This is a genomic window from Salinicoccus hispanicus, assembly GCF_009831115.1.
Taxonomy (GTDB): Bacteria; Bacillota; Bacilli; order Staphylococcales; family Salinicoccaceae; genus Salinicoccus; species Salinicoccus hispanicus.
Window position 1 is genome coordinate 24,910 of the sequence record NZ_WUUK01000005.1, and the last position, 16,921, is coordinate 41,830.

General features: G+C 46.3%; 22 protein-coding genes and 1 tRNA gene. 7 read left to right on the forward strand and 16 right to left on the reverse strand.

Annotated elements, in window-relative coordinates; genetic code table 11:
- Window positions 1-28: 28 nt before the first annotated feature.
- From GQ671_RS11565 to GQ671_RS11575, 3 genes are all read right to left on the reverse strand, one after another.
- Window positions 29-523, reverse strand: coding sequence for a DUF1648 domain-containing protein (locus tag GQ671_RS11565; protein WP_160657352.1), 495 nt, complete (start codon window positions 521-523; stop codon window positions 29-31).
- 81 nt (window positions 524-604) lie between these two features.
- Window positions 605-1,030, reverse strand: a complete 426-nt coding sequence (locus GQ671_RS11570; RefSeq protein WP_160657354.1) for an Ohr family peroxiredoxin — start codon at window positions 1,028-1,030, stop codon at window positions 605-607.
- Window positions 1,031-1,103: 73 nt separating this feature from the next.
- Window positions 1,104-2,117, reverse strand: coding sequence for a thermonuclease family protein (locus GQ671_RS11575; RefSeq protein WP_246153254.1), 1,014 nt, complete (start codon window positions 2,115-2,117; stop codon window positions 1,104-1,106).
- A 175-nt stretch (window positions 2,118-2,292) separates the two neighbouring features.
- Between GQ671_RS11575 and GQ671_RS11580 the strand changes: the two genes are divergently transcribed.
- The 4 genes from GQ671_RS11580 (at window position 2,293) to GQ671_RS11595 (ending at window position 3,678) form a co-directional block, all read left to right on the forward strand.
- Complete coding sequence (locus GQ671_RS11580; RefSeq protein WP_160657356.1) at window positions 2,293-2,769, forward strand: DUF2975 domain-containing protein; 477 nt, start codon at window positions 2,293-2,295, stop codon at window positions 2,767-2,769.
- Window positions 2,770-2,778: 9 nt separating this feature from the next.
- Window positions 2,779-3,000 carry a helix-turn-helix domain-containing protein gene (locus GQ671_RS11585; protein ID WP_160657359.1) on the forward strand — a complete coding sequence of 74 codons (222 nt, stop codon included), beginning with the start codon at window positions 2,779-2,781 and terminating at the stop codon, window positions 2,998-3,000.
- A 94-nt stretch (window positions 3,001-3,094) separates the two neighbouring features.
- Entirely contained in the window at window positions 3,095-3,532 is a 438-nt protein-coding gene (locus GQ671_RS11590) for a very short patch repair endonuclease (RefSeq protein ID WP_160657361.1), read from the forward strand.
- 74 nt (window positions 3,533-3,606) lie between these two features.
- Window positions 3,607-3,678, forward strand: a tRNA-Val gene (locus GQ671_RS11595).
- Window positions 3,679-3,724: 46 nt separating this feature from the next.
- Here GQ671_RS11595 and GQ671_RS11600 read toward each other — a convergent pair.
- The 4 genes from GQ671_RS11600 to GQ671_RS11615 form a co-directional block, all read right to left on the reverse strand.
- Window positions 3,725-4,657, reverse strand: a complete 933-nt coding sequence (locus tag GQ671_RS11600) for an arsenic resistance protein (RefSeq protein WP_160657363.1) — start codon at window positions 4,655-4,657, stop codon at window positions 3,725-3,727.
- Between the two features lie 9 nt (window positions 4,658-4,666).
- Window positions 4,667-5,194: a hypothetical protein gene (locus GQ671_RS11605; protein ID WP_160657365.1), complete on the reverse strand. Its 528-nt coding sequence runs from the start codon at window positions 5,192-5,194 to the stop codon at window positions 4,667-4,669.
- 42 nt (window positions 5,195-5,236) lie between these two features.
- The gene (rlmD, locus tag GQ671_RS11610) at window positions 5,237-6,634 is read right to left on the reverse strand and encodes a 23S rRNA (uracil(1939)-C(5))-methyltransferase RlmD (protein WP_160657367.1); all 1,398 of its coding nucleotides are present in this window, start codon (window positions 6,632-6,634) and stop codon (window positions 5,237-5,239) included.
- A 117-nt stretch (window positions 6,635-6,751) separates the two neighbouring features.
- Complete coding sequence (locus tag GQ671_RS11615; protein WP_160657369.1) at window positions 6,752-7,171, reverse strand: hypothetical protein; 420 nt, start codon at window positions 7,169-7,171, stop codon at window positions 6,752-6,754.
- Between the two features lie 184 nt (window positions 7,172-7,355).
- Here GQ671_RS11615 and GQ671_RS11620 point away from each other — a divergent pair, with 184 nt between their 5' ends.
- The gene (locus tag GQ671_RS11620) at window positions 7,356-8,252 is read left to right on the forward strand and encodes a protein-ADP-ribose hydrolase (RefSeq protein ID WP_160657371.1); all 897 of its coding nucleotides are present in this window, start codon (window positions 7,356-7,358) and stop codon (window positions 8,250-8,252) included.
- A gap of 33 nt (window positions 8,253-8,285) precedes the next feature.
- Here GQ671_RS11620 and GQ671_RS11625 read toward each other — a convergent pair whose 3' ends face one another.
- The 9 genes from GQ671_RS11625 to GQ671_RS11665 form a co-directional block, all read right to left on the reverse strand.
- Window positions 8,286-9,275, reverse strand: coding sequence for a VOC family protein (locus GQ671_RS11625; protein ID WP_246153255.1), 990 nt, complete (start codon window positions 9,273-9,275; stop codon window positions 8,286-8,288).
- Complete coding sequence (locus GQ671_RS11630; protein WP_160657373.1) at window positions 9,236-10,036, reverse strand: ABC transporter ATP-binding protein; 801 nt, start codon at window positions 10,034-10,036, stop codon at window positions 9,236-9,238. The genes GQ671_RS11625 and GQ671_RS11630 overlap by 40 nt, the downstream gene beginning before the upstream one ends.
- A gap of 85 nt (window positions 10,037-10,121) precedes the next feature.
- Window positions 10,122-11,039 carry a cysteine synthase A gene (gene cysK / locus GQ671_RS11635; protein ID WP_160657375.1) on the reverse strand — a complete coding sequence of 306 codons (918 nt, stop codon included), beginning with the start codon at window positions 11,037-11,039 and terminating at the stop codon, window positions 10,122-10,124.
- Between the two features lie 79 nt (window positions 11,040-11,118).
- Window positions 11,119-11,589, reverse strand: a complete 471-nt coding sequence (locus GQ671_RS11640) for a GNAT family N-acetyltransferase (protein WP_160657377.1) — start codon at window positions 11,587-11,589, stop codon at window positions 11,119-11,121.
- A complete protein-coding gene (locus tag GQ671_RS11645) occupies window positions 11,589-12,107 on the reverse strand; it encodes an NUDIX hydrolase (RefSeq protein ID WP_160657379.1) in 519 nt (172 codons plus the stop codon). Before GQ671_RS11645 ends, GQ671_RS11640 begins: the two co-directional genes overlap by 1 nt.
- Window positions 12,108-12,178: 71 nt before the next feature.
- The gene (locus tag GQ671_RS11650; RefSeq protein ID WP_160657381.1) at window positions 12,179-12,712 is read right to left on the reverse strand and encodes an RDD family protein; all 534 of its coding nucleotides are present in this window, start codon (window positions 12,710-12,712) and stop codon (window positions 12,179-12,181) included.
- Window positions 12,705-13,142 carry a VOC family protein gene (locus GQ671_RS11655; RefSeq protein ID WP_160657383.1) on the reverse strand — a complete coding sequence of 146 codons (438 nt, stop codon included), beginning with the start codon at window positions 13,140-13,142 and terminating at the stop codon, window positions 12,705-12,707. The genes GQ671_RS11650 and GQ671_RS11655 overlap by 8 nt, the downstream gene beginning before the upstream one ends.
- Before the next feature lie 41 nt (window positions 13,143-13,183).
- Window positions 13,184-13,726 carry a DUF1697 domain-containing protein gene (locus GQ671_RS11660; protein WP_160657385.1) on the reverse strand — a complete coding sequence of 181 codons (543 nt, stop codon included), beginning with the start codon at window positions 13,724-13,726 and terminating at the stop codon, window positions 13,184-13,186.
- A 123-nt stretch (window positions 13,727-13,849) separates the two neighbouring features.
- Window positions 13,850-14,842, reverse strand: coding sequence for a tRNA dihydrouridine synthase (locus GQ671_RS11665; RefSeq protein WP_160657387.1), 993 nt, complete (start codon window positions 14,840-14,842; stop codon window positions 13,850-13,852).
- 207 nt (window positions 14,843-15,049) lie between these two features.
- Between GQ671_RS11665 and GQ671_RS11670 the strand changes: the two genes are divergently transcribed.
- Window positions 15,050-16,387, forward strand: coding sequence for a PepSY-associated TM helix domain-containing protein (locus GQ671_RS11670; RefSeq protein WP_160657389.1), 1,338 nt, complete (start codon window positions 15,050-15,052; stop codon window positions 16,385-16,387).
- Window positions 16,388-16,403: 16 nt separating this feature from the next.
- Window positions 16,404-16,868 (forward strand): FixH family protein, encoded by a 465-nt coding sequence (locus GQ671_RS11675; protein WP_160657391.1) that lies wholly within the window; start codon window positions 16,404-16,406, stop codon window positions 16,866-16,868.
- Window positions 16,869-16,921: the final 53 nt, after the last annotated feature.

The following is a 16,921-nucleotide window of genomic DNA, read 5'->3' on the forward strand; positions in this document are numbered from 1 at the left end:
TCCCTTTTTAGTTTGCTAAGACAGTATGTCATCTGATCTTCCTTCTTTTATTCAGTCCATGAATGATTGGAATACCAATCAGCAGAAAAATGAGCGGAAGCAGCATGACTCCGAACAATGCACTCCCTTCCAGCGCAACAGATAGGATCTCCAATATGATTATCGAAAAAATGATAAGCGTCATATTCTTCGCCATATTAAGCATCTGACGGCTATTAAGATAGAATGCCTCCCGATTACCTTCATTCAGACGAGATGGGTAGTTATGCACTTGAGGGTACCTCTCAAGGACTTCCATCAGAATTGTCACAACAACTGCAACGGCAGGCAGAATCAATAATGTAGCAGGAGATCCATATTGGTCAGCTTCACCGGACAGACCAAAATGAAGCGGCACTGTTTCAGGCAATGCGTTCCACTTCAACAGCATAAAAGCAACAACAGCAAAAAAAGCACTGTAGCAGATGGCATTCGAAACCTTTTCCAACAGTGTTCTAGGAATAGTGAGATCTGATTGATTCATTCTGCACATTCCTTTCAGAGGTATTATGTCTGATTATAGCATTAACGGGGAGCCCCTGGGCTCCCCGTTAGTCGTCTACTGCTATTTCGCTGTTCCTTTAATTTCTACATCGATACCATTGTGTGCCATTTTGGAGTACGGGCATAACTGGTGTGCTTTCTCCACGTATTCCTCAGCTTTGTCCTGATCGATGCCTTCAAATTCAACTTCGATTTCTGCAGATAGTTTGAATCCGCCGTCCGATTCGTCCTTCAAGAGTCTTGCTGTTGCCATGACCACGCGTTGCACATCGCCAGCCTTATCCTTCTTCAATACACCATCCAGGGCACTATTGAAGCATGCACTGTATGCTGCGGCGAAAAGCTGTTCCGGGTTCGTTTCCTTGGTATCTTCACCGGACATCTGTTTCGGCTGTTTCACATTCATTGAAAATGATTTGTCTTCGCTGTGGACTTCTCCTTCTCTACCGCCAGTATTGATCATCTTGACTTCGTACAATGGTTTCATTAAAGCTCAACTCCTTTATCAGTATGTCTCCATTGTATGGAACTCTGCCCCAACTATCAAACAAACTGCCCGGTCACTCACATGCATGACCATCCTTATTGCCGTCCATTTTCAGCTGATACGCTGCATGGTCCGCGTACACACCTTCCGGATATACTTGCCTCAGTTCGGTACAGTTTGCGAAATTCTCCTGCTGATCTCTGATATCATTCCCGCTCTCTTCCTGATAGACATCGGAATCATACGGATGATCAAGAGACCATATGCCGATGGCTGCCGCTTCAGCTTCCACCTCTGCCGCTTCCAGTTGCTCCAGGTACTTTGTATTCGGCGGATTGATGTATTTTACCTGTGCCAGCCCTTCCCTGACCAGAGTTTCGTTGACCATCTCTCCATCTGCGTAGATGTATGCCAAATACCTGTCATAATGATCCTGCTCCGGACCGACGTCGAATTCCACTTCAATGAGCGATGCCGCCTCGAGGATCTCTTTGGTTCTCGCAGAAGCTTCCTTGCCAAAAGGCTGTGCACCCACTCTTGGATGGTTCGTTTCTGGTGTGTCGATGAGCAGATACCTGAAGGAAGCCTCTTCACCGTTGAAGTTGAAACGTGTTGTATCCCCGTCAATAAATGATGATACCGTAACAGGAATTCTCCCTTCAGTCGGAAGAGACCTATCTTCCGCGCCGAAGATCCCATTGAGTTCCCGGACCGGATCTTCATCACCGTCCACGACAAGGAAAGCAATCGCAAATGCGGCAAGTGCAGTGACGAGAGCAATACCAGCGTATCTCAGATGCCCTTTTGCAGCCCTTTTTTCCGTTTTGTTCATCAGATGAATGATGAATATGCCTATGGCGATCAGTATAAGGTAAGCACCGACTGTACTAAAGCCTGCCCCGAGGCTGAGTTCCGTGTCCATCAGCGCAGCAACGAGTGCCAGAACAATCGCAACTGTAATCATCATGATGGAAACTTGCCAAGACTGCTTATGATTTTTACTTGTCGCACGTTTAACGAGACCTATACCGAAGGTCACGCCCGTTATCAAAGCGGTAATTATCGATAATATTAGAAACAAATTCATATGATCCCTCTTATTCATTCGATTACTTCAATACTACTACAGTCATCCTCAGACGCAATCCATTTTTGCGAATCAGTATGACACCTCTTAAATTTGTTCATAATCAATATACATTTATTGATTATCAATAAATCATGTATTATGATAATATATATAATATTGTGAGGTGTAAAAAATGAAACGTGGATCATCCTTATTTCTAAAAGCTGCCGTCATACTTATGGCTCTGCCCGTCCTGGCCGGCTTCATCTATCTGATATACTTTTTATTAAGAAACCCGATCAATCCCGAGTACGCCCTGATCCTATACCCGATCGTCATCGGCATACTGCTGACAGTACTGCCCTACATCTTTGCCCTCACCCAGGGGTTCAAGCTGCTTAATTACATTGACCGGAGGGATGCGTTCTCCAATCTGTCCGTCAAGGCGCTCCAGAAAATCAAGATTTCCGCATTCATCATCAGTGGCATTTATTTCGTAATTCTGCCGTTCGTCTATATCGTAGCGGAAATCGATGACGCGCCCGGACTGATCATCATGGGCATGGTACCAGTATTCGCCGCACTGGTCATCGCATTTTTTGCTGCCATCCTGGAAAAACTGCTGGATGAAGCCATCAATATCAAAACTGAAAATGAACTGACAGTCTGAGGTGAGAATATGACAATCAGAATAAATATTGATGTGATGCTGGCCAAGCGGAAAATGAGCGTCACTGAACTATCCAATAAAGTGGGCATTACGATGGCCAACCTATCCATTCTGAAAAATGGAAAGGCCAAGGCGATTCGATTTTCCACGCTTGAAGCACTGTGCATTGCACTCGATTGCCAGCCTGGAGACATACTGGAGTACGAAAGCAGCAGTAACGACGAAGAATAGAGAGATTGCCCGGGCATGATCGGGCGATCTCTCTTATTGATCGAATGATCCTGTGCCTATCTGGTTAGAATGAATGTAATAGGAGGCGGATCATATGGCTGACGTTATGTCCCCCGAGCAGCGGAAACGCACGATGAGCAGGATCAGAGCTCAATCAAAGCTTGAGAACAGGATTACGAAAGCTTTGTGGGCTGAAGGATACAGGTTCAGAAAAAACGTCCGCAAGCTTAGAGGTACACCTGATATTGCCATACAAAAATACAAGGTCGTCATCTTCATCGATTCATGCTTCTGGCACGTATGTCCGGAACATGGGAACTGGCCGAAGAGCAATCAGGAGTTCTGGAATCAGAAACTGGCGAGAAATATGGAAAGGGACCGCTCGGTGGATGCTCATCACTACCACGATAGAGAATGGCATATCATGCGTCTATGGGAACATGAGTTTAAAAACGATTTCGAACGATCCATCAAGAAGATCGCTGAATTCATAGAAGCTGCAAAAGCAGAAGAGGGTTCTCGGAAAAAATAGAAGATGAAACACAATTTGATTGTTGACAATTTACGGATATCATTGTAAATTTGAATATGTAGTTTTTAAAGCGTGGTCTGTTAGCTCAGCGGGAGAGCACTTCGTTGACATCGAAGGGGTCACTGGTTCGATCCCAGTACAGACCATTTATCAACAAAACGAAAACATCCAGTCAATAGACTGGATGTTTTTTTATTTATAGCTGATCAGTAATCTCGATACTAGACCGAGAACCGGCAATTCGATGATGGGACCGATTACCAGTGATAAAGCAATCAGCGGCTGGTCGGGAAAGGCAGCAATCGCAATCGCGAGTGCAAGAGGTGAATTGCGCGCCAAAACCATTATGATCAGACTGACAGACTCCGACTTGCTGAAATGCAAGAATCTGCTGGCTGTGCTGCCTGCTATGAAATTAATGATGAAGAATACCAGCAGAGGAATTAGAAGCAATAGCACAACATCCAGATTTTCAATCAGCGAGGTCCGCTCGGAAGCGAACATGGCTGCAATCGCCACACCAAGGAACAGTACATTTGCCTGTTCGAAAAACTGCGCCACTCTGCCACCTGACTTTACTAGTCTTCTCGTGAATATTGCCAAAGCGAAAGGTATGCCGATTATGATCAATATGCTTCCGAAGATAGTATGTAATGGCAGTCCCATACTCTCCTCCACTCCAAAGAATAGATGGAGGTAGATCGGCAGAAGAATCACCTGCAATAGCAGATTGACCGGCAGCATTGAGGTGGAAAGTACCGTATCCCCTTTGGCAATGCCTGTAAAGACCAGATACCAGTCCGTGCATGGTGTAACAGTGAGCATGATGAAACCGATCCAAAGAAGCGGATGTTCTGATAGAAACAGCATTCCGATCAGATAGGCAATAGCAGGTGTCCATAGGAAATTGATGACAAGTGAAGTCAGAACAAATTTCCATTTTTTAAAAGAAGTGAACACACGTTTCAATGGCATGAGGAGAAAAAGCCCATACAGCATGAGCATCAGAAATGGAATGATGAAATGGTCCGCACCGCTCTGAATGATATCCACACCACCGATCAGCAGACCGATGCCCACAGCAAGCAGTATGATGACCGGCTGGAATCTCTCAAGACTGTTCATGGCCCGCCCCTATTCCAATAGCTTGGCAACATCCCAAGTTTCTCTTTTATAAAGCTTATACATGAAGTACATGAGGACGATGATGCCGAATTTCATGGACAGGTCGTCAAGCTCGGAATCAGCCATGATGGCGGTGTTCCCATCTGCCCCTTTTTCTTTGACTGTGGCAACATACTTCTTGTCTATATGCGCTTCCATATCGCCGTCGGAATTTTCTTCGACCTTCATATAATGCTCATCCAGCTGCCCGACTACTTTGAACTGTATCAGGTTCCTGCCCGGCTTCTCCTTGAATACATGCTGCGCATCATCTGTGACAATAATATATTTTGAAATATTCATATCTTTGAATCGACGCCTTTTCAAGCCAAGTATCACGGTAGTGCCTCGTATGGATGTATATGAATAGGTGTTCTGTTCCTCACAGTTTTTCAGAACTGCCTTCTCCACATAGCCGACTGCCTCATTATTCTTATCTTCTATAGCCAAAACTTTTCTATTGGAATCAACTGAAAGTTTGAATTGATACTGCTTCATAACTGCCTCCTTCATCCTAATCCCCATCTACCAAAATATCATCTATAGTGATGAATCGTTTTTTCTGAAAAGTGCCACGAGCTCAACATGAACTGTGTGCGGGAAGAGGTCCACCGGCTGCACCCTCTCGAGTGTATACCCGAATTCCCTGAGGGAAGCAGCATCTTCAGCGAAAGATTCCGGGTTACAGGAAACATACACGACACGGTCTGTACCTAGACGTCCAATTCTGCGCATGACCTTGCCTCCAGCGCCTGAGCGCGGCGGATCCAGCATCAGCAGATCTGGCCTGCCCCATGATTCGAGTATTTCGTCCATTCCTCTTCTGGAATCTTTGGCCAGGAAGTAGGTATTGCCGATGTCATTGTCTTCTGCATTCCTTTTAGCCGATTCGATGGATGTCTCAACAATTTCAATCCCGGCAAGTTCCTTCGCCCTCTTGGCAAATGGCAAGGAGAATGTTCCTACACCGCAGAACAGGTCGATCATGCGTTCATCTGATTCGACTTCCGCCATTTCGATGGCCAGTTCCACAAGCTTCTCTGCCTGCTTCGGGTTGGTCTGGAAGAATGTATCGAACCAGATCCTGTATTTATAGCCGTACATTTCATCGTTGATGTAGTCGCGACCATGCAGGATATGCGTCTTTTCAGACTGTGTCATATCCGCCCAGTCCGTGTTCTCCATCCACATCAGACTTTCAAGGCTGCTGAACTTTGTCGTCAGCCTCAAAACGAGGTCTTCCACAGCCACCTCAATCTCGGATGGTCCTTCTGTCGCAAAAACAGCAAGCATCAGTTCACCGGTCTTCTGGGATTGGCGCACCATCAGATTGCGCAGCAGACCTGTATGCCGATCCTTATCATATCCGCTCAACTGGTGATCCCGCGCCCATTCCGACACCTCAAGCATCGCTTCGACCATTTCGTCTCCTGCAATCAGACATGTATCCAGGTCGATGATATTGCGGAAATTGCCCAGTTCATGGAGACCGAGTGCCCCGTCACGACCAAAAGTGAATTCCATCTTATTACGGTATTCCCATGGCGTCTCCATACCGAGCGCATCCGCTACAACACTCGCATCGAAGCCGTTGCCCTCAAGAAATCCACGAACTTTGTCCGTTTTATAGTCGAGCTGGCCCTGATAGGTCCAGTGCTGCCATACACAGCCGCCGCATTTTTCAAAATGCGGGCAAGGCGGTACGACGCGTTCCTGACTTTCCGACACGATTTCATCCGGCAGCAGTCGAGCAACTTTCCGATCCGGATTTGGAACGGTGACCCTGGCCGTTTCACCAATAAGGGTCTGGGGGAGATTCAGCTTGAGTTTCTTTGGGTTACTGCCCCCTGCATCGCGCCATACATGGCCCATGCCCGACCCCTTCTTATCCAGTCTATCTATTTCAACTACGTGTGTTTCATATTCCTGATTCGACAAAACAGTCTCTCCTATCCGTATCTCTTGATCTATTTATACATTATCCATGATTTTCATCATAATTGCTTTAAATATTTTAAGATGATTCACTATAATGTGCAAGATGGAGTGGCCCATTCAAATCAGTAGATGGATCATCAATCCGACACATGCACCGAAAATGGCGTGGCCCAGCGTCCAGTACAGCCAAGCCATGTGATCATCGGAAGCCGGTGGTGTTTTTGACAGGCGGGTCAGAAAATATAGTATGCTGCCGCCGACTGTGGATACGATAATATATGCCCGGATTTCCATTTCATATTCAAAAGGAATAAGCAGGAGATGCATCATTACTGCGCTCGCCATGCAGAAGAAGTAGTGGAATAGTATTCCGAGCACTCTGCTGTCACTCCACTTTTTAAGTATCGGGATGTAATCGATATTATAGAATAGAACATCTGCTTTATTGCCGGTGGTCAGGCGGATGAGCTTCATGATCAGAGTGAAAACCACTCCAGAAACCGCCCCAGCCAGAACCAGCTTCAAGAAAACCACCATCCCAACACTCCAATCTTTCTGCGCAGCCAGTTCTGATGGGCTGCTATGAACATTCATAAGTACTATACCCATCGAAAAATGCCATTAATGATAAAAATGAAATATTGGATGGCACCTGAATATAATTCATTTGCTTGGAAATCAAAGCATTTTCGTGACAGAATAAAGGCAAGAGGTGATTGTAATGGCAAACATCGGATTGCAGAAATATGCTAAAGCCATCAAATTGTATGAACCATTCGAGCCGGTAATGGCTGATGACACCGATAAGGAAACTTTGACCGATGATGTACTGGAAATATTGCGCAATGAAAAGGCTGGTACGCAGGATATCGATATCCCGGATGACCAAGTTGCAAAAAGGCGTCTGATCCGGGCACTTCTCAACATAAGACAGCCGCTGCCACTGAAAAAGGAAATGATGCGAAAGCTTGATGCGCTGCTGCACTTTGAGAAAGAGGAGAAGCACACAACTTATGCCGCTGAAATCCCGAATGCAGTGTCAGCTTTTCCCGGCACTGAAATACAAGGTGCGGAGAGGATGGCACTATGGCAGGGCAGCATTACTGATATAAAAGCAGATGCAATCGTCAATGCCGCCAATGAAAAACTTCTCGGATGCATGCAGCCCCTGCATGATTGCGTGGATAATGCCATCCATTCCGCTGCCGGACCGATGCTTCGGGATGATTGTGCCGAAATCATCCATCGTCAGAAATCGGATGAAGAAACAGGTTTCGCAAAAATTACGCGCGGCTACCACCTGCCGAGCACGTACGTGATCCACACTGTCGGCCCAGCAGTTGACAGTGAAACACCCCTCAACGATGTACATGTTGCGGAACTGATTTCAAGCTACCAATCCTGTCTCGATCTGGCACATGAACTTGAAGATATCAGAACCATTGTCTTCCCTGCCATATCAACCGGCGTGTTCGGTTTTCCAAAACAGCGGGCAGCAGAGATCGCTGTCACTACAGTCGGCAACTGGCTCAAACAGAATGACCACCATTTTGATCGGATCATCTTCAATGTATTCAGTGAAGCGGACAAAGCAATCTATGAAGATGTGTTCAAGTGAACTAGGAGCGGCAGGTCATCCTGCCGCTCCTATCTATATCCATTTCTCAATCGGCCTCAGATGCGACTCGATCTCTTCTCGCCTATCCTCAAGAAACGGTGGCAGATCAAGTGTCGTGCCAAGTGCTTCAGCAGACCGGTCTGCAGTGAAGCCACGAGATACAGGTCCGACGATTTCAAATGTGATGTCATTCTCCTCGGTAAAATATAGACTTTCAAAATAATAGCGATCTTTGATTCCGGTCGTTACGTATCCCTGATTCTTCAATATCCGATCCCATTCCTCGAGTGGACGCTCACTCGACTGGATGGCCAGATGATGCACGCTGCCCCGTCCGGCACGTGCTTTTTTGCCTGATTCATCTTTTATCAGAATTTCACCGAAGGCCTCATTCTCAACTGAAGCAAGTAAAGCTTCCTGGGGCTTTTCATAGACAATCGTGTAATCGAATATGTCCTCCAGAAGTGAAGAAAGACGTTTCATATCTTCAACTGTAATTTCAACTGTGCCCATGCCAAGAATCCGATGGGCTTCATCTATGCTGTTTTCGCTCCACGGCTGCCATGCTTCTGGTACAGCCTCACCATCATGATTGATCAGCACAATTGCGAGCCCGTCCGGATCTTTAAAACGAAGTCCTTCCCGATTACCATATTTGGAGACGCCGTCGTGTGAAACATCATAGCTATCCAGGCGCTGCCACCAGTACTCGAGGCTCCCGCTACTCGGAACAAGTAGTCCAATCGCGGAAATCATATTGGTGCCGGGATGTGTGCTGCCGATATTGCCGATTTCAAAAAATGTCAGGTCGTTTCCTGCGCTTCCGAGAGTATCTCCATAAAAGACGTGATACATCTTCGGATCCCCCTGATTCACAGAAACCTTCACCCTTCTCAGACCAAGTACTTCTGTGTAGAAATGATTATTTTCCTTGAGGTCTTTTGTAAACATGGAAATATGATGATGTCCTGAAATCATTCCATTCACCTGCTCTCTTTCTGTGGTCGCTCTACTGACATCCATGGACGTTCTGCTTCCCAATGCATTCTGACCGGAATCTTGTATACTGCTGAGAGATTCTCGGTCGTCAGTACTTCCTGCTTCGGCCCTTTCGCAATAATTTCACCATCACGGATCAACAACACATGGGTGATGGCATCTGTGATTTCTTCGATGTGATGCGTGACATAAAGCAACGGTAATGTATCCTCTGCCACACTCTCCGTCATCGAGAGCACATCTTCCCGCGCCAGCACATCCAGCCCTGCGCATGGTTCGTCCAGAATCAGAAGCTCCGGCTGGCTCATCAGTGCACGGCCAAGCAGCACACGTCTCTGCTCGCCCTGCGAGAGCACGGCATAGCGTTTTCCTGATATGTACTCGAGCCTAAGATCTTTCAATATATTCGCTGCCCGCCTCTCATCTTCCGAGGTAATTTCCTCATAGATGCCGAAAGAGGCAAATTTGCCGCTAAGTATGATATTTTCGATAGTTTCCCTGTTCATGGTCTGCTGAAACTTGCCCAGGGCATTGCTGACAAAACCGATCTTTTTCCGCATTTCAGGCAGGCTCGCCTTGCCGAATTCCGTTCCCAGCACACTGACACCACCAGCTGTCGGATAATTGTACCCCATAATGATGTTCAGCATCGAAGTCTTCCCGGAGCCATTCAGACCAAGGATTGCCCAGTGCTCTCCGTGATCGACTTCCCAACTGATATCTTTCAAAATCTCTTCACCGTCACGCCTCCATACTACATTTTCCAACTTGATGATCTTTTCCATATCGCACCTCTCAGACACTTGATGTATTTACGTGTAAATATACATAAAAAAGACGATGGAATCCAATCCACCGCCTGCATCATTGCTATTCGATCAGTCCCATGCTCAAATAGCGCTCGCCTGAATCCGGCGCAATGGACAGCACCCGCTTGCCCGGTCCCAATTTCTTGGCGACATTGATGGCTGCATGAACAGAGGCTCCGGCTGAAGGACCGACAAAGATGCCTTCCTCCTTGGCCAGACGTCTGAACATATTGATCGCATCCTCGTCTTCGATCTGGATGATTTCATCGTAGATATCCGTGTTCAGGATATTCGGAATAAAACCAGGGCTTGTGCCGACGAGCTTATGCTTGCCCGGCTGGCCACCTGAAAGTACCGGTGAACCTTTCGGTTCAACAACTGCGATGTGGAGGTTTTCAATATGTTCCCTCAATACTTCGCCCGTACCTGTAATCGTGCCGCCTGTACCTGCAGTCGCTACAAAAGCATCCAGATCATTGTAGAAATCATCAAGAATCTCCATAGCCGTTGTTGTACGGTGGATATCCGGATTCGCATAGTTCTCGAACTGCTGGGGAATGAAACTGTTTGGGATCTCCGCCTGCAGTTCCTTCGCCTTTCTGATGCATCCCGGCATCTTCTCATCCGCCGGCGTCAGTACCACTTTCGCACCATAAGCCTTAAGCAGGCTGATCCGTTCACTCGTCGAACTGTCCGGCAGTACGAAAATGGCAGCATAGCCTTTGGCTGCCGCATTCATTGCGAGACCGATGCCCGTATTACCACTTGTCGGTTCGATGATCGTACCACCCGGCTCGATCAAGCCATCATTTTCCGCCTGTCTCAGCATATTATATGCTGCCCGGTCCTTGACACTTTTACTCGGATTGAACAATTCAAGCTTTACGTAGACATCCGCCGCCCCTTCAGGGACCACTCTATTCAACTTCACTACCGGTGTATTACCGATCACATCTATAATGCTGTCGACCCTATCCATTTGGACGCACCCTCATTTCTTTTAATTCCTATTTCTACAGTATACTATAACAATTCGGCTTGGAGGTCAAAATGATGGATTACAGCGTTCTGTTGAGCCTGATCATATCCCGACACCATATGCCATTTTCATAAATGTGATCCTCGTAGTAGTCTGTGAAAAAGTCGCGCAGAATACAATCGATTCTAAACCCTGCCTTCTGGTAGAGTGCCAGCTGGCCGATGCTTGAGTTGCCGGTTCCGATTTCAATCGCCTTGTAGCCTGCCTTACTGTATCGATTCACTGCATCCATCAGCAGATGCTTCCCTATGCCTTTACCTTGAAATGCCTCTTTGACGGCAATGTTGTATATTTCGATAGTGTCTCGAGAAATCTTTCCAGCCACATAGACACCGATGATTTCTCCGGTCAACTCAGCTAGATAGCAATCGGATTGCTTAAGATACGAACGTATCCGCTGATCGGATGGGTCCGCCAGGGTCAGTAGTACCATCGGCGCTTCTTCGTTTTCTCCGATTTGCCTGATATGTAGATCGTCCTCAATATTCATCAGTTCTTTATCGCCCCTTGTCGATTGATCAGGTCGAAGTACAGTCTGATCAGATTCTGCTCATAAGGGATGAATGTGCCTGCTTCAATCATCTCAAGAATTTCTTCTTTCGCTGCCCATTTCACACTCTGCACTTCTTCGTACTGCAAGGACAGTTCCTTGATATCCACATCCATCTCGATCAGATAGATATCATCGAACCCCCTGGCAAAGTTCATGGTCATTGTCGGTCTGACATTTTCGAGGTTGAGCTCAAGGCCGATTTCTTCCAGCGTTTCCCGTTCGGCAGCCATTTGACTCGTATCCCCGCTGACGGCGCTGCCACCCACTGTCACATCCCACATGTTCGGCCATCCTTCCTTGAAAGGCTGGCGCTGCTGAATGAGCATCTCTCCATTGGAATTGAAAATACACACATGGATGACCATATGATACTCACCTGGCGCAAGTGTATTCCCCCGCGTCATCGTCTTATTCATTTTGTTGCGCGCCGCATCGTATAAATCCCAAGTCTCCATTAATCAATCTCCCACTTATATTCTTAACTTATATCTAGTATATTGATTTTTTTCAGAAACTCAAAATCAAATCAATCCCGGTTTTTCACAACAGTGCTGCCTGCCATAAGGTCGCCGAGATTCCTATGATCCCTACGTATCAGTACCATGAGTATATACGTAATTACAAGAATCATGGACAGCGCATAGAATGTAATATAGAACGGCGTATCAAAACCATTGTATATGCCACTGATTGTGCTCATATGACCGAACTGCCACGGCAGGAACTTCATGATGTTTCTGATCAGACTCCCCTTGACAGGACTTCCTCGATAGACGACTGTGAGCCCGGCCCTCCGTTTGCCGAAGGAAGCATACGGCTTTCTCGCTTCCATGATGGAAAATACAATAATGATCGGCACAACGGAAAAGAATGTTGCGACGAGTTGGGACTGGGCAGAAGTATACTCCGGAATGCTGTCCAGCATGAAAAGTGTAATGATGATATTAAAAATGGCCACGATTGCGAGACAGGCGAGAATGAACAGCCAATCGAAGAAAAGTGCCTTGAACCTGAGCTTGATCCCCGGCACTTCTTCTTGTTTTCTATATTCGCTATCCATCGGCTCTACGATCTTCCCACAGTTTTACTCGTTCCTCAAAGCCGACTTCCCGATGGACTTCATGAAGCATCCATAAGTAGCCGAACATGTCACTGAACATCGCATTCGATACACCATAATCCGGCATTTCGATCACTTCTTGTACTTCTGTGCATCCTGACTCCATAGCTTTTCTGAATGTTTCCTCGATATCCGGCACCATGATATTAAACCATATGGGCTTCGGATCATCCAGATTCGGTGCATTCAGTTCAAACGCTTCATTTTCGTCCAACATATGGAACCGCACATCATACAATGAAAAGACAACTTCATTCTCTCCTTTCGAAAAATCCGTCACTTCAATACGTTCAATGTCAAATATACGTTCGTAAAGCTCCAAGGCTTTTAAACTGTCTGCAACAACCATATCAATTTCCACACCGATCATATCATCCACCCCTTCAGTTTATTTATTCGCTCAATACTTTTTTAACTGACAGATTGCATGAGTTCATAAATCTTACTGACGGTGTTCACATTTCTTATCGTGACTTTTTTGTAGATTTTCGTTCCCACTATTTTCGACATGCCGCTTTTGGACAGGTTCCCTTTATCCACCGACCAGAGTATCGCACCCGGAATATATATGACCTGTTCGATATCCGGACGAATTTTCAGTTCGTCCAATACGGATCTATCGTCAATTTCATCCCAAAGGAACAGGACATCACTCTTGATTTCCTTGTCGTTCTTCCAGAAATCCGGGAGGTGATCGACGACTGCTTCGATTTCTTCGAAACTTCTTATCAGTACCTTGATATCCAGATTGAAGTCTTGAAGGATGGTCGCTTCCAGTATGCCGGGAAGCTTAAATTGGCTGTTGTATTCATTAGAGAAAATAATATTACCCGAATTGATGTAGGTGATGACATCATTCATACCTGCATTTTCAAAAGATGCTTTCAGATCTTTCATATCGATTTTGTTATTTCCACCGACATTGATTCCGCGAAGCAGTGCAACATAGATCATGGTCATCTCTCCTTCAATCCAATATTCATTTACATTTTACCACATCACTTCTCTTAAACAGCTACGGTACCCTATAACGGCAAAAAAAAGACATCCATATAATGAATGTCTTGAACTACCTATTTAACCTATATGCTGCGCTTCCATCTCTTCAGCCATGTTGCGCTCAGCCTCATCTATCAGTATGCGTGCTTCATCAGTCGATTTGGTATTCATCAGCTGGTTTCTAAGCTCACCTGCGCCTTTGAATCCTTTGACGTATATCTTGAAGAAGCGATGGAGAGGTGCATATTTACGCGGTTCGATCTCGGAATATTCATCATGAAGATCGAGATGAATCCTGAGCAGGCCCAATAGTTCCTTGCTGCTGTGTTCCTTCGGCTCTTCTTCGAATGCGAACGGGTTCTTGAAGATGCCCCGTCCAATCATCACACCATCCACACCGTATTTTTCAGCAAGCTCCATGCCTGTGGCACGATCCGGGATATCCCCATTGATCGTCAGCAGAGTATCCGGTGCAATTTCATCACGCAATTTCTTTATTTCAGCAATCAATTCCCAGTGTGCATCAACCTTGCTCATTTCCTTACGGGTTCTAAGGTGGATGGAAAGGTTCGCAATATCCTGGCGGAAGACATGCGTAAGCCATTCATGTCTCTCTTCAAGTTCCGTGTATCCGAGACGCGTCTTCACACTGACAGGGAGTCCCCCTGCTTTTGCTGCCTGGATCAGTTCCGCAGCAACTTCAAACCGACGGATGAGGCCGCTGCCCTTTCCTTTGCCGGCAACATTCGCTACAGGACATCCCATGTTGAGATCGATGCCCTTGAATCCCTCTTCAGCCATGCCAATGCTCATCTGACGGAAATGCTCAGGGTTATCGCCCCATATATGTGCCACCAGTGGCTGTTCATCTTCAGTGAAAGTCAGCCTTCCACGCACACTCTGTTTCCCATCCGGATGGCAGTAGCTATCGGAGTTCGTGAACTCCGTGAAGAAGACATCCGGCCTTGCCGCTTCAGCCACGACATGGCGGAATACGACATCCGTTACATCCTCCATCGGCGCCAGTACAAAAAACGGTCGTGGCAGGTCACGCCAAAAATTATCTTTCATACGAAATTCAAATCCTTTCGTTACGTTATACCTAAGCAATACTTTATATTAATATGTTCGACCGTTTACATCAACCTTTAAAACTCAGAATATCGGAAATTAACTTAGGAAAATCCGTAAGATGTAACAGGTTGGTCATAAGACCGCCTCCATTTCGGCAGTGATCTGTACTATACTTTTCAATGTATGTGAATAAGGAGGAATAGAATGCAGAAACAATCCAGCACCCCTTTAATATGGAGATGGCATTTGTATGCCGGTCTGATCATCGCTCCATTTCTCATCATCCTTTCCATAACGGGTGCCATTTATTTGTTCAAGTTTGATATTGAAGACTACATATACAAAGATTACTATCAGGTAGAACCTGGTGATTCCAAGCTCCCTCCCAGTGACCTCGCCAATACGGCACTGAATACTGTTGGTGGCGGAGAAGTAACCAGATACCGCCCAGGAGAGAATGAAAGCCGTTCCGTTGAAGTTGGCATTCTCGACAATGATGGAGAGTCATTGACTGTCTTTTTAGATCCTTATACAAGAACCGTGCTTGGGGTGATCAATGATGATACACGCCCGATGGAGCTCCTCGCTGATGCCCATAGCGAGTTGATGGCAGGCACTTTCGGTGATCGGATCGTCGAACTGATTGCATCGTGGACAGTCATCATGATTCTCTCCGGCCTATATCTTTGGTTCCCAAAATCCAAGGAGAAAATAAAAGGTGTCTTCACCTTCCGATTCAATAAAGGAAATCGGGTAAGATGGCGCGATCTGCACGCCGTATCCGGGTTCTGGCTATCCGGCGGTATACTCTTCTTCATCTTGTCGGGCATGCTGTGGACGGGCTTTTGGGGAACTGGTGTACAGCAGATGACAACAGCCTCCGGTTTCGGATATCCGCCTTCAATCTGGACAGGACCTGCGCCGGAATCGGATACAGTTACAGAAGAAATTGCGGATGTATCCTGGGCAGCCGAACAGCTGCCGGTGGCAGAATCCGACATGTTTTCCGGCTTAAATCAGGCATCCATCAATGATATTGTGGCTACCGCCGAGGAAACCGGCATCCATCCCTCCTATGATATTTTCTATCCAGGCAGTGATACAGGCGTCTTTACACTCAGTACATTTCCAAGGAGAGCACAGGATGAAGCCACCATCCATATCGACCAGTACGCAGGCAACGTCATTGCAGATTACCGCTATGACCACTATGGCCCTCTTGGAAAATTCATGGCACTAGCGATTACGATTCACAAAGGGCTGCAATTCGGCATCTGGAATCAGATTTTTGGACTGCTCATCTGTATTGGCCTGATCGGTATGGTGGTAACAGGATTCTGGATGTGGATCAGACGCCGCCCACAGGGACAGATGGGAGCGCCTAAATCTAAGAGTATTCTGAACTTCAAAGGACCATTGACCATTCTGATCATACTCGGCATCATTTTCCCACTGGTTGGTCTATCGTTAATCTTCGTCTTTCTGCTTGATCGTCTTGTCATCCGTCGAATACCTAAACTTAACCATTTCATTCATGGGTAGGAGAAAGGAGTAAAAAATGAAAAAAGCGCTTATTCTGATTGTGTCCATGACACTGCTCTCCGCCTGTGGTCTGGTAGATCAGGAGACCCACGATATGTACAACCATCTACCCGATGCCACAATTAATGTTGATATGTCACACCTGACAGAAACGGAGACCGACCTTCCTGTCGATGTGTATGTATATATCGATGAAGCACCCGTTTCTGATGCGGACGTCTCCATTAGAATATGGAATATCCGTGAATCCGAGACGACCGCTTTGACTAAGGAAATGACGCATGTTGAGGATGGCCGTTACACAGCGGATGTGAACATGGCAGAAGAGGGTCTCTTTTTACTCGAAACAAGCGTCACCCACCCAAAAGTTGATGCCTATCCGGTGAACTATTTTACCCTTGGGGAAATTGATGTTTTTGAAAGCATGCTTCTGGAAGACCTGGTGGATGATGATGATGTGGATATCCCAGGACACCATTAAAGCATATTCAAAGCATATTCTATTGTTACAAAAATACAATGTTCCACCACAAT

Bases quoted from the DNA above. Each gene is read 5' to 3' on its own strand.
- GQ671_RS11565 (WP_160657352.1), bottom strand. From the start codon at position 523: ATGAATCAATCAGATCTCACTATTCCTAGAACACTGTTGGAAAAGGTT.
- GQ671_RS11570 (WP_160657354.1), bottom strand. From the start codon at position 1,030: ATGAAACCATTGTACGAAGTCAAGATGATCAATACTGGCGGTAGAGAA.
- GQ671_RS11575 (WP_246153254.1), bottom strand. From the start codon at position 2,117: ATGAATTTGTTTCTAATATTATCGATAATTACCGCTTTGATAACGGGC.
- GQ671_RS11580 (WP_160657356.1), top strand. From the start codon at position 2,293: ATGAAACGTGGATCATCCTTATTTCTAAAAGCTGCCGTCATACTTATG.
- GQ671_RS11585 (WP_160657359.1), top strand. From the start codon at position 2,779: ATGACAATCAGAATAAATATTGATGTGATGCTGGCCAAGCGGAAAATG.
- GQ671_RS11590 (WP_160657361.1), top strand. From the start codon at position 3,095: ATGGCTGACGTTATGTCCCCCGAGCAGCGGAAACGCACGATGAGCAGG.
- GQ671_RS11600 (WP_160657363.1), bottom strand. From the start codon at position 4,657: ATGAACAGTCTTGAGAGATTCCAGCCGGTCATCATACTGCTTGCTGTG.
- GQ671_RS11605 (WP_160657365.1), bottom strand. From the start codon at position 5,194: ATGAAGCAGTATCAATTCAAACTTTCAGTTGATTCCAATAGAAAAGTT.
- GQ671_RS11615 (WP_160657369.1), bottom strand. From the start codon at position 7,171: ATGGTGGTTTTCTTGAAGCTGGTTCTGGCTGGGGCGGTTTCTGGAGTG.
- GQ671_RS11620 (WP_160657371.1), top strand. From the start codon at position 7,356: ATGGCAAACATCGGATTGCAGAAATATGCTAAAGCCATCAAATTGTAT.
- GQ671_RS11625 (WP_246153255.1), bottom strand. From the start codon at position 9,275: ATGGATGTCAGTAGAGCGACCACAGAAAGAGAGCAGGTGAATGGAATG.
- GQ671_RS11630 (WP_160657373.1), bottom strand. From the start codon at position 10,036: ATGGAAAAGATCATCAAGTTGGAAAATGTAGTATGGAGGCGTGACGGT.
- cysK (WP_160657375.1), bottom strand. From the start codon at position 11,039: ATGGATAGGGTCGACAGCATTATAGATGTGATCGGTAATACACCGGTA.
- GQ671_RS11640 (WP_160657377.1), bottom strand. From the start codon at position 11,589: ATGAATATTGAGGACGATCTACATATCAGGCAAATCGGAGAAAACGAA.
- GQ671_RS11645 (WP_160657379.1), bottom strand. From the start codon at position 12,107: ATGGAGACTTGGGATTTATACGATGCGGCGCGCAACAAAATGAATAAG.
- GQ671_RS11650 (WP_160657381.1), bottom strand. From the start codon at position 12,712: ATGGATAGCGAATATAGAAAACAAGAAGAAGTGCCGGGGATCAAGCTC.
- GQ671_RS11655 (WP_160657383.1), bottom strand. From the start codon at position 13,142: ATGATCGGTGTGGAAATTGATATGGTTGTTGCAGACAGTTTAAAAGCC.
- GQ671_RS11660 (WP_160657385.1), bottom strand. From the start codon at position 13,726: ATGATCTATGTTGCACTGCTTCGCGGAATCAATGTCGGTGGAAATAAC.
- GQ671_RS11665 (WP_160657387.1), bottom strand. From the start codon at position 14,842: ATGAAAGATAATTTTTGGCGTGACCTGCCACGACCGTTTTTTGTACTG.
- GQ671_RS11670 (WP_160657389.1), top strand. From the start codon at position 15,050: ATGCAGAAACAATCCAGCACCCCTTTAATATGGAGATGGCATTTGTAT.
- GQ671_RS11675 (WP_160657391.1), top strand. From the start codon at position 16,404: ATGAAAAAAGCGCTTATTCTGATTGTGTCCATGACACTGCTCTCCGCC.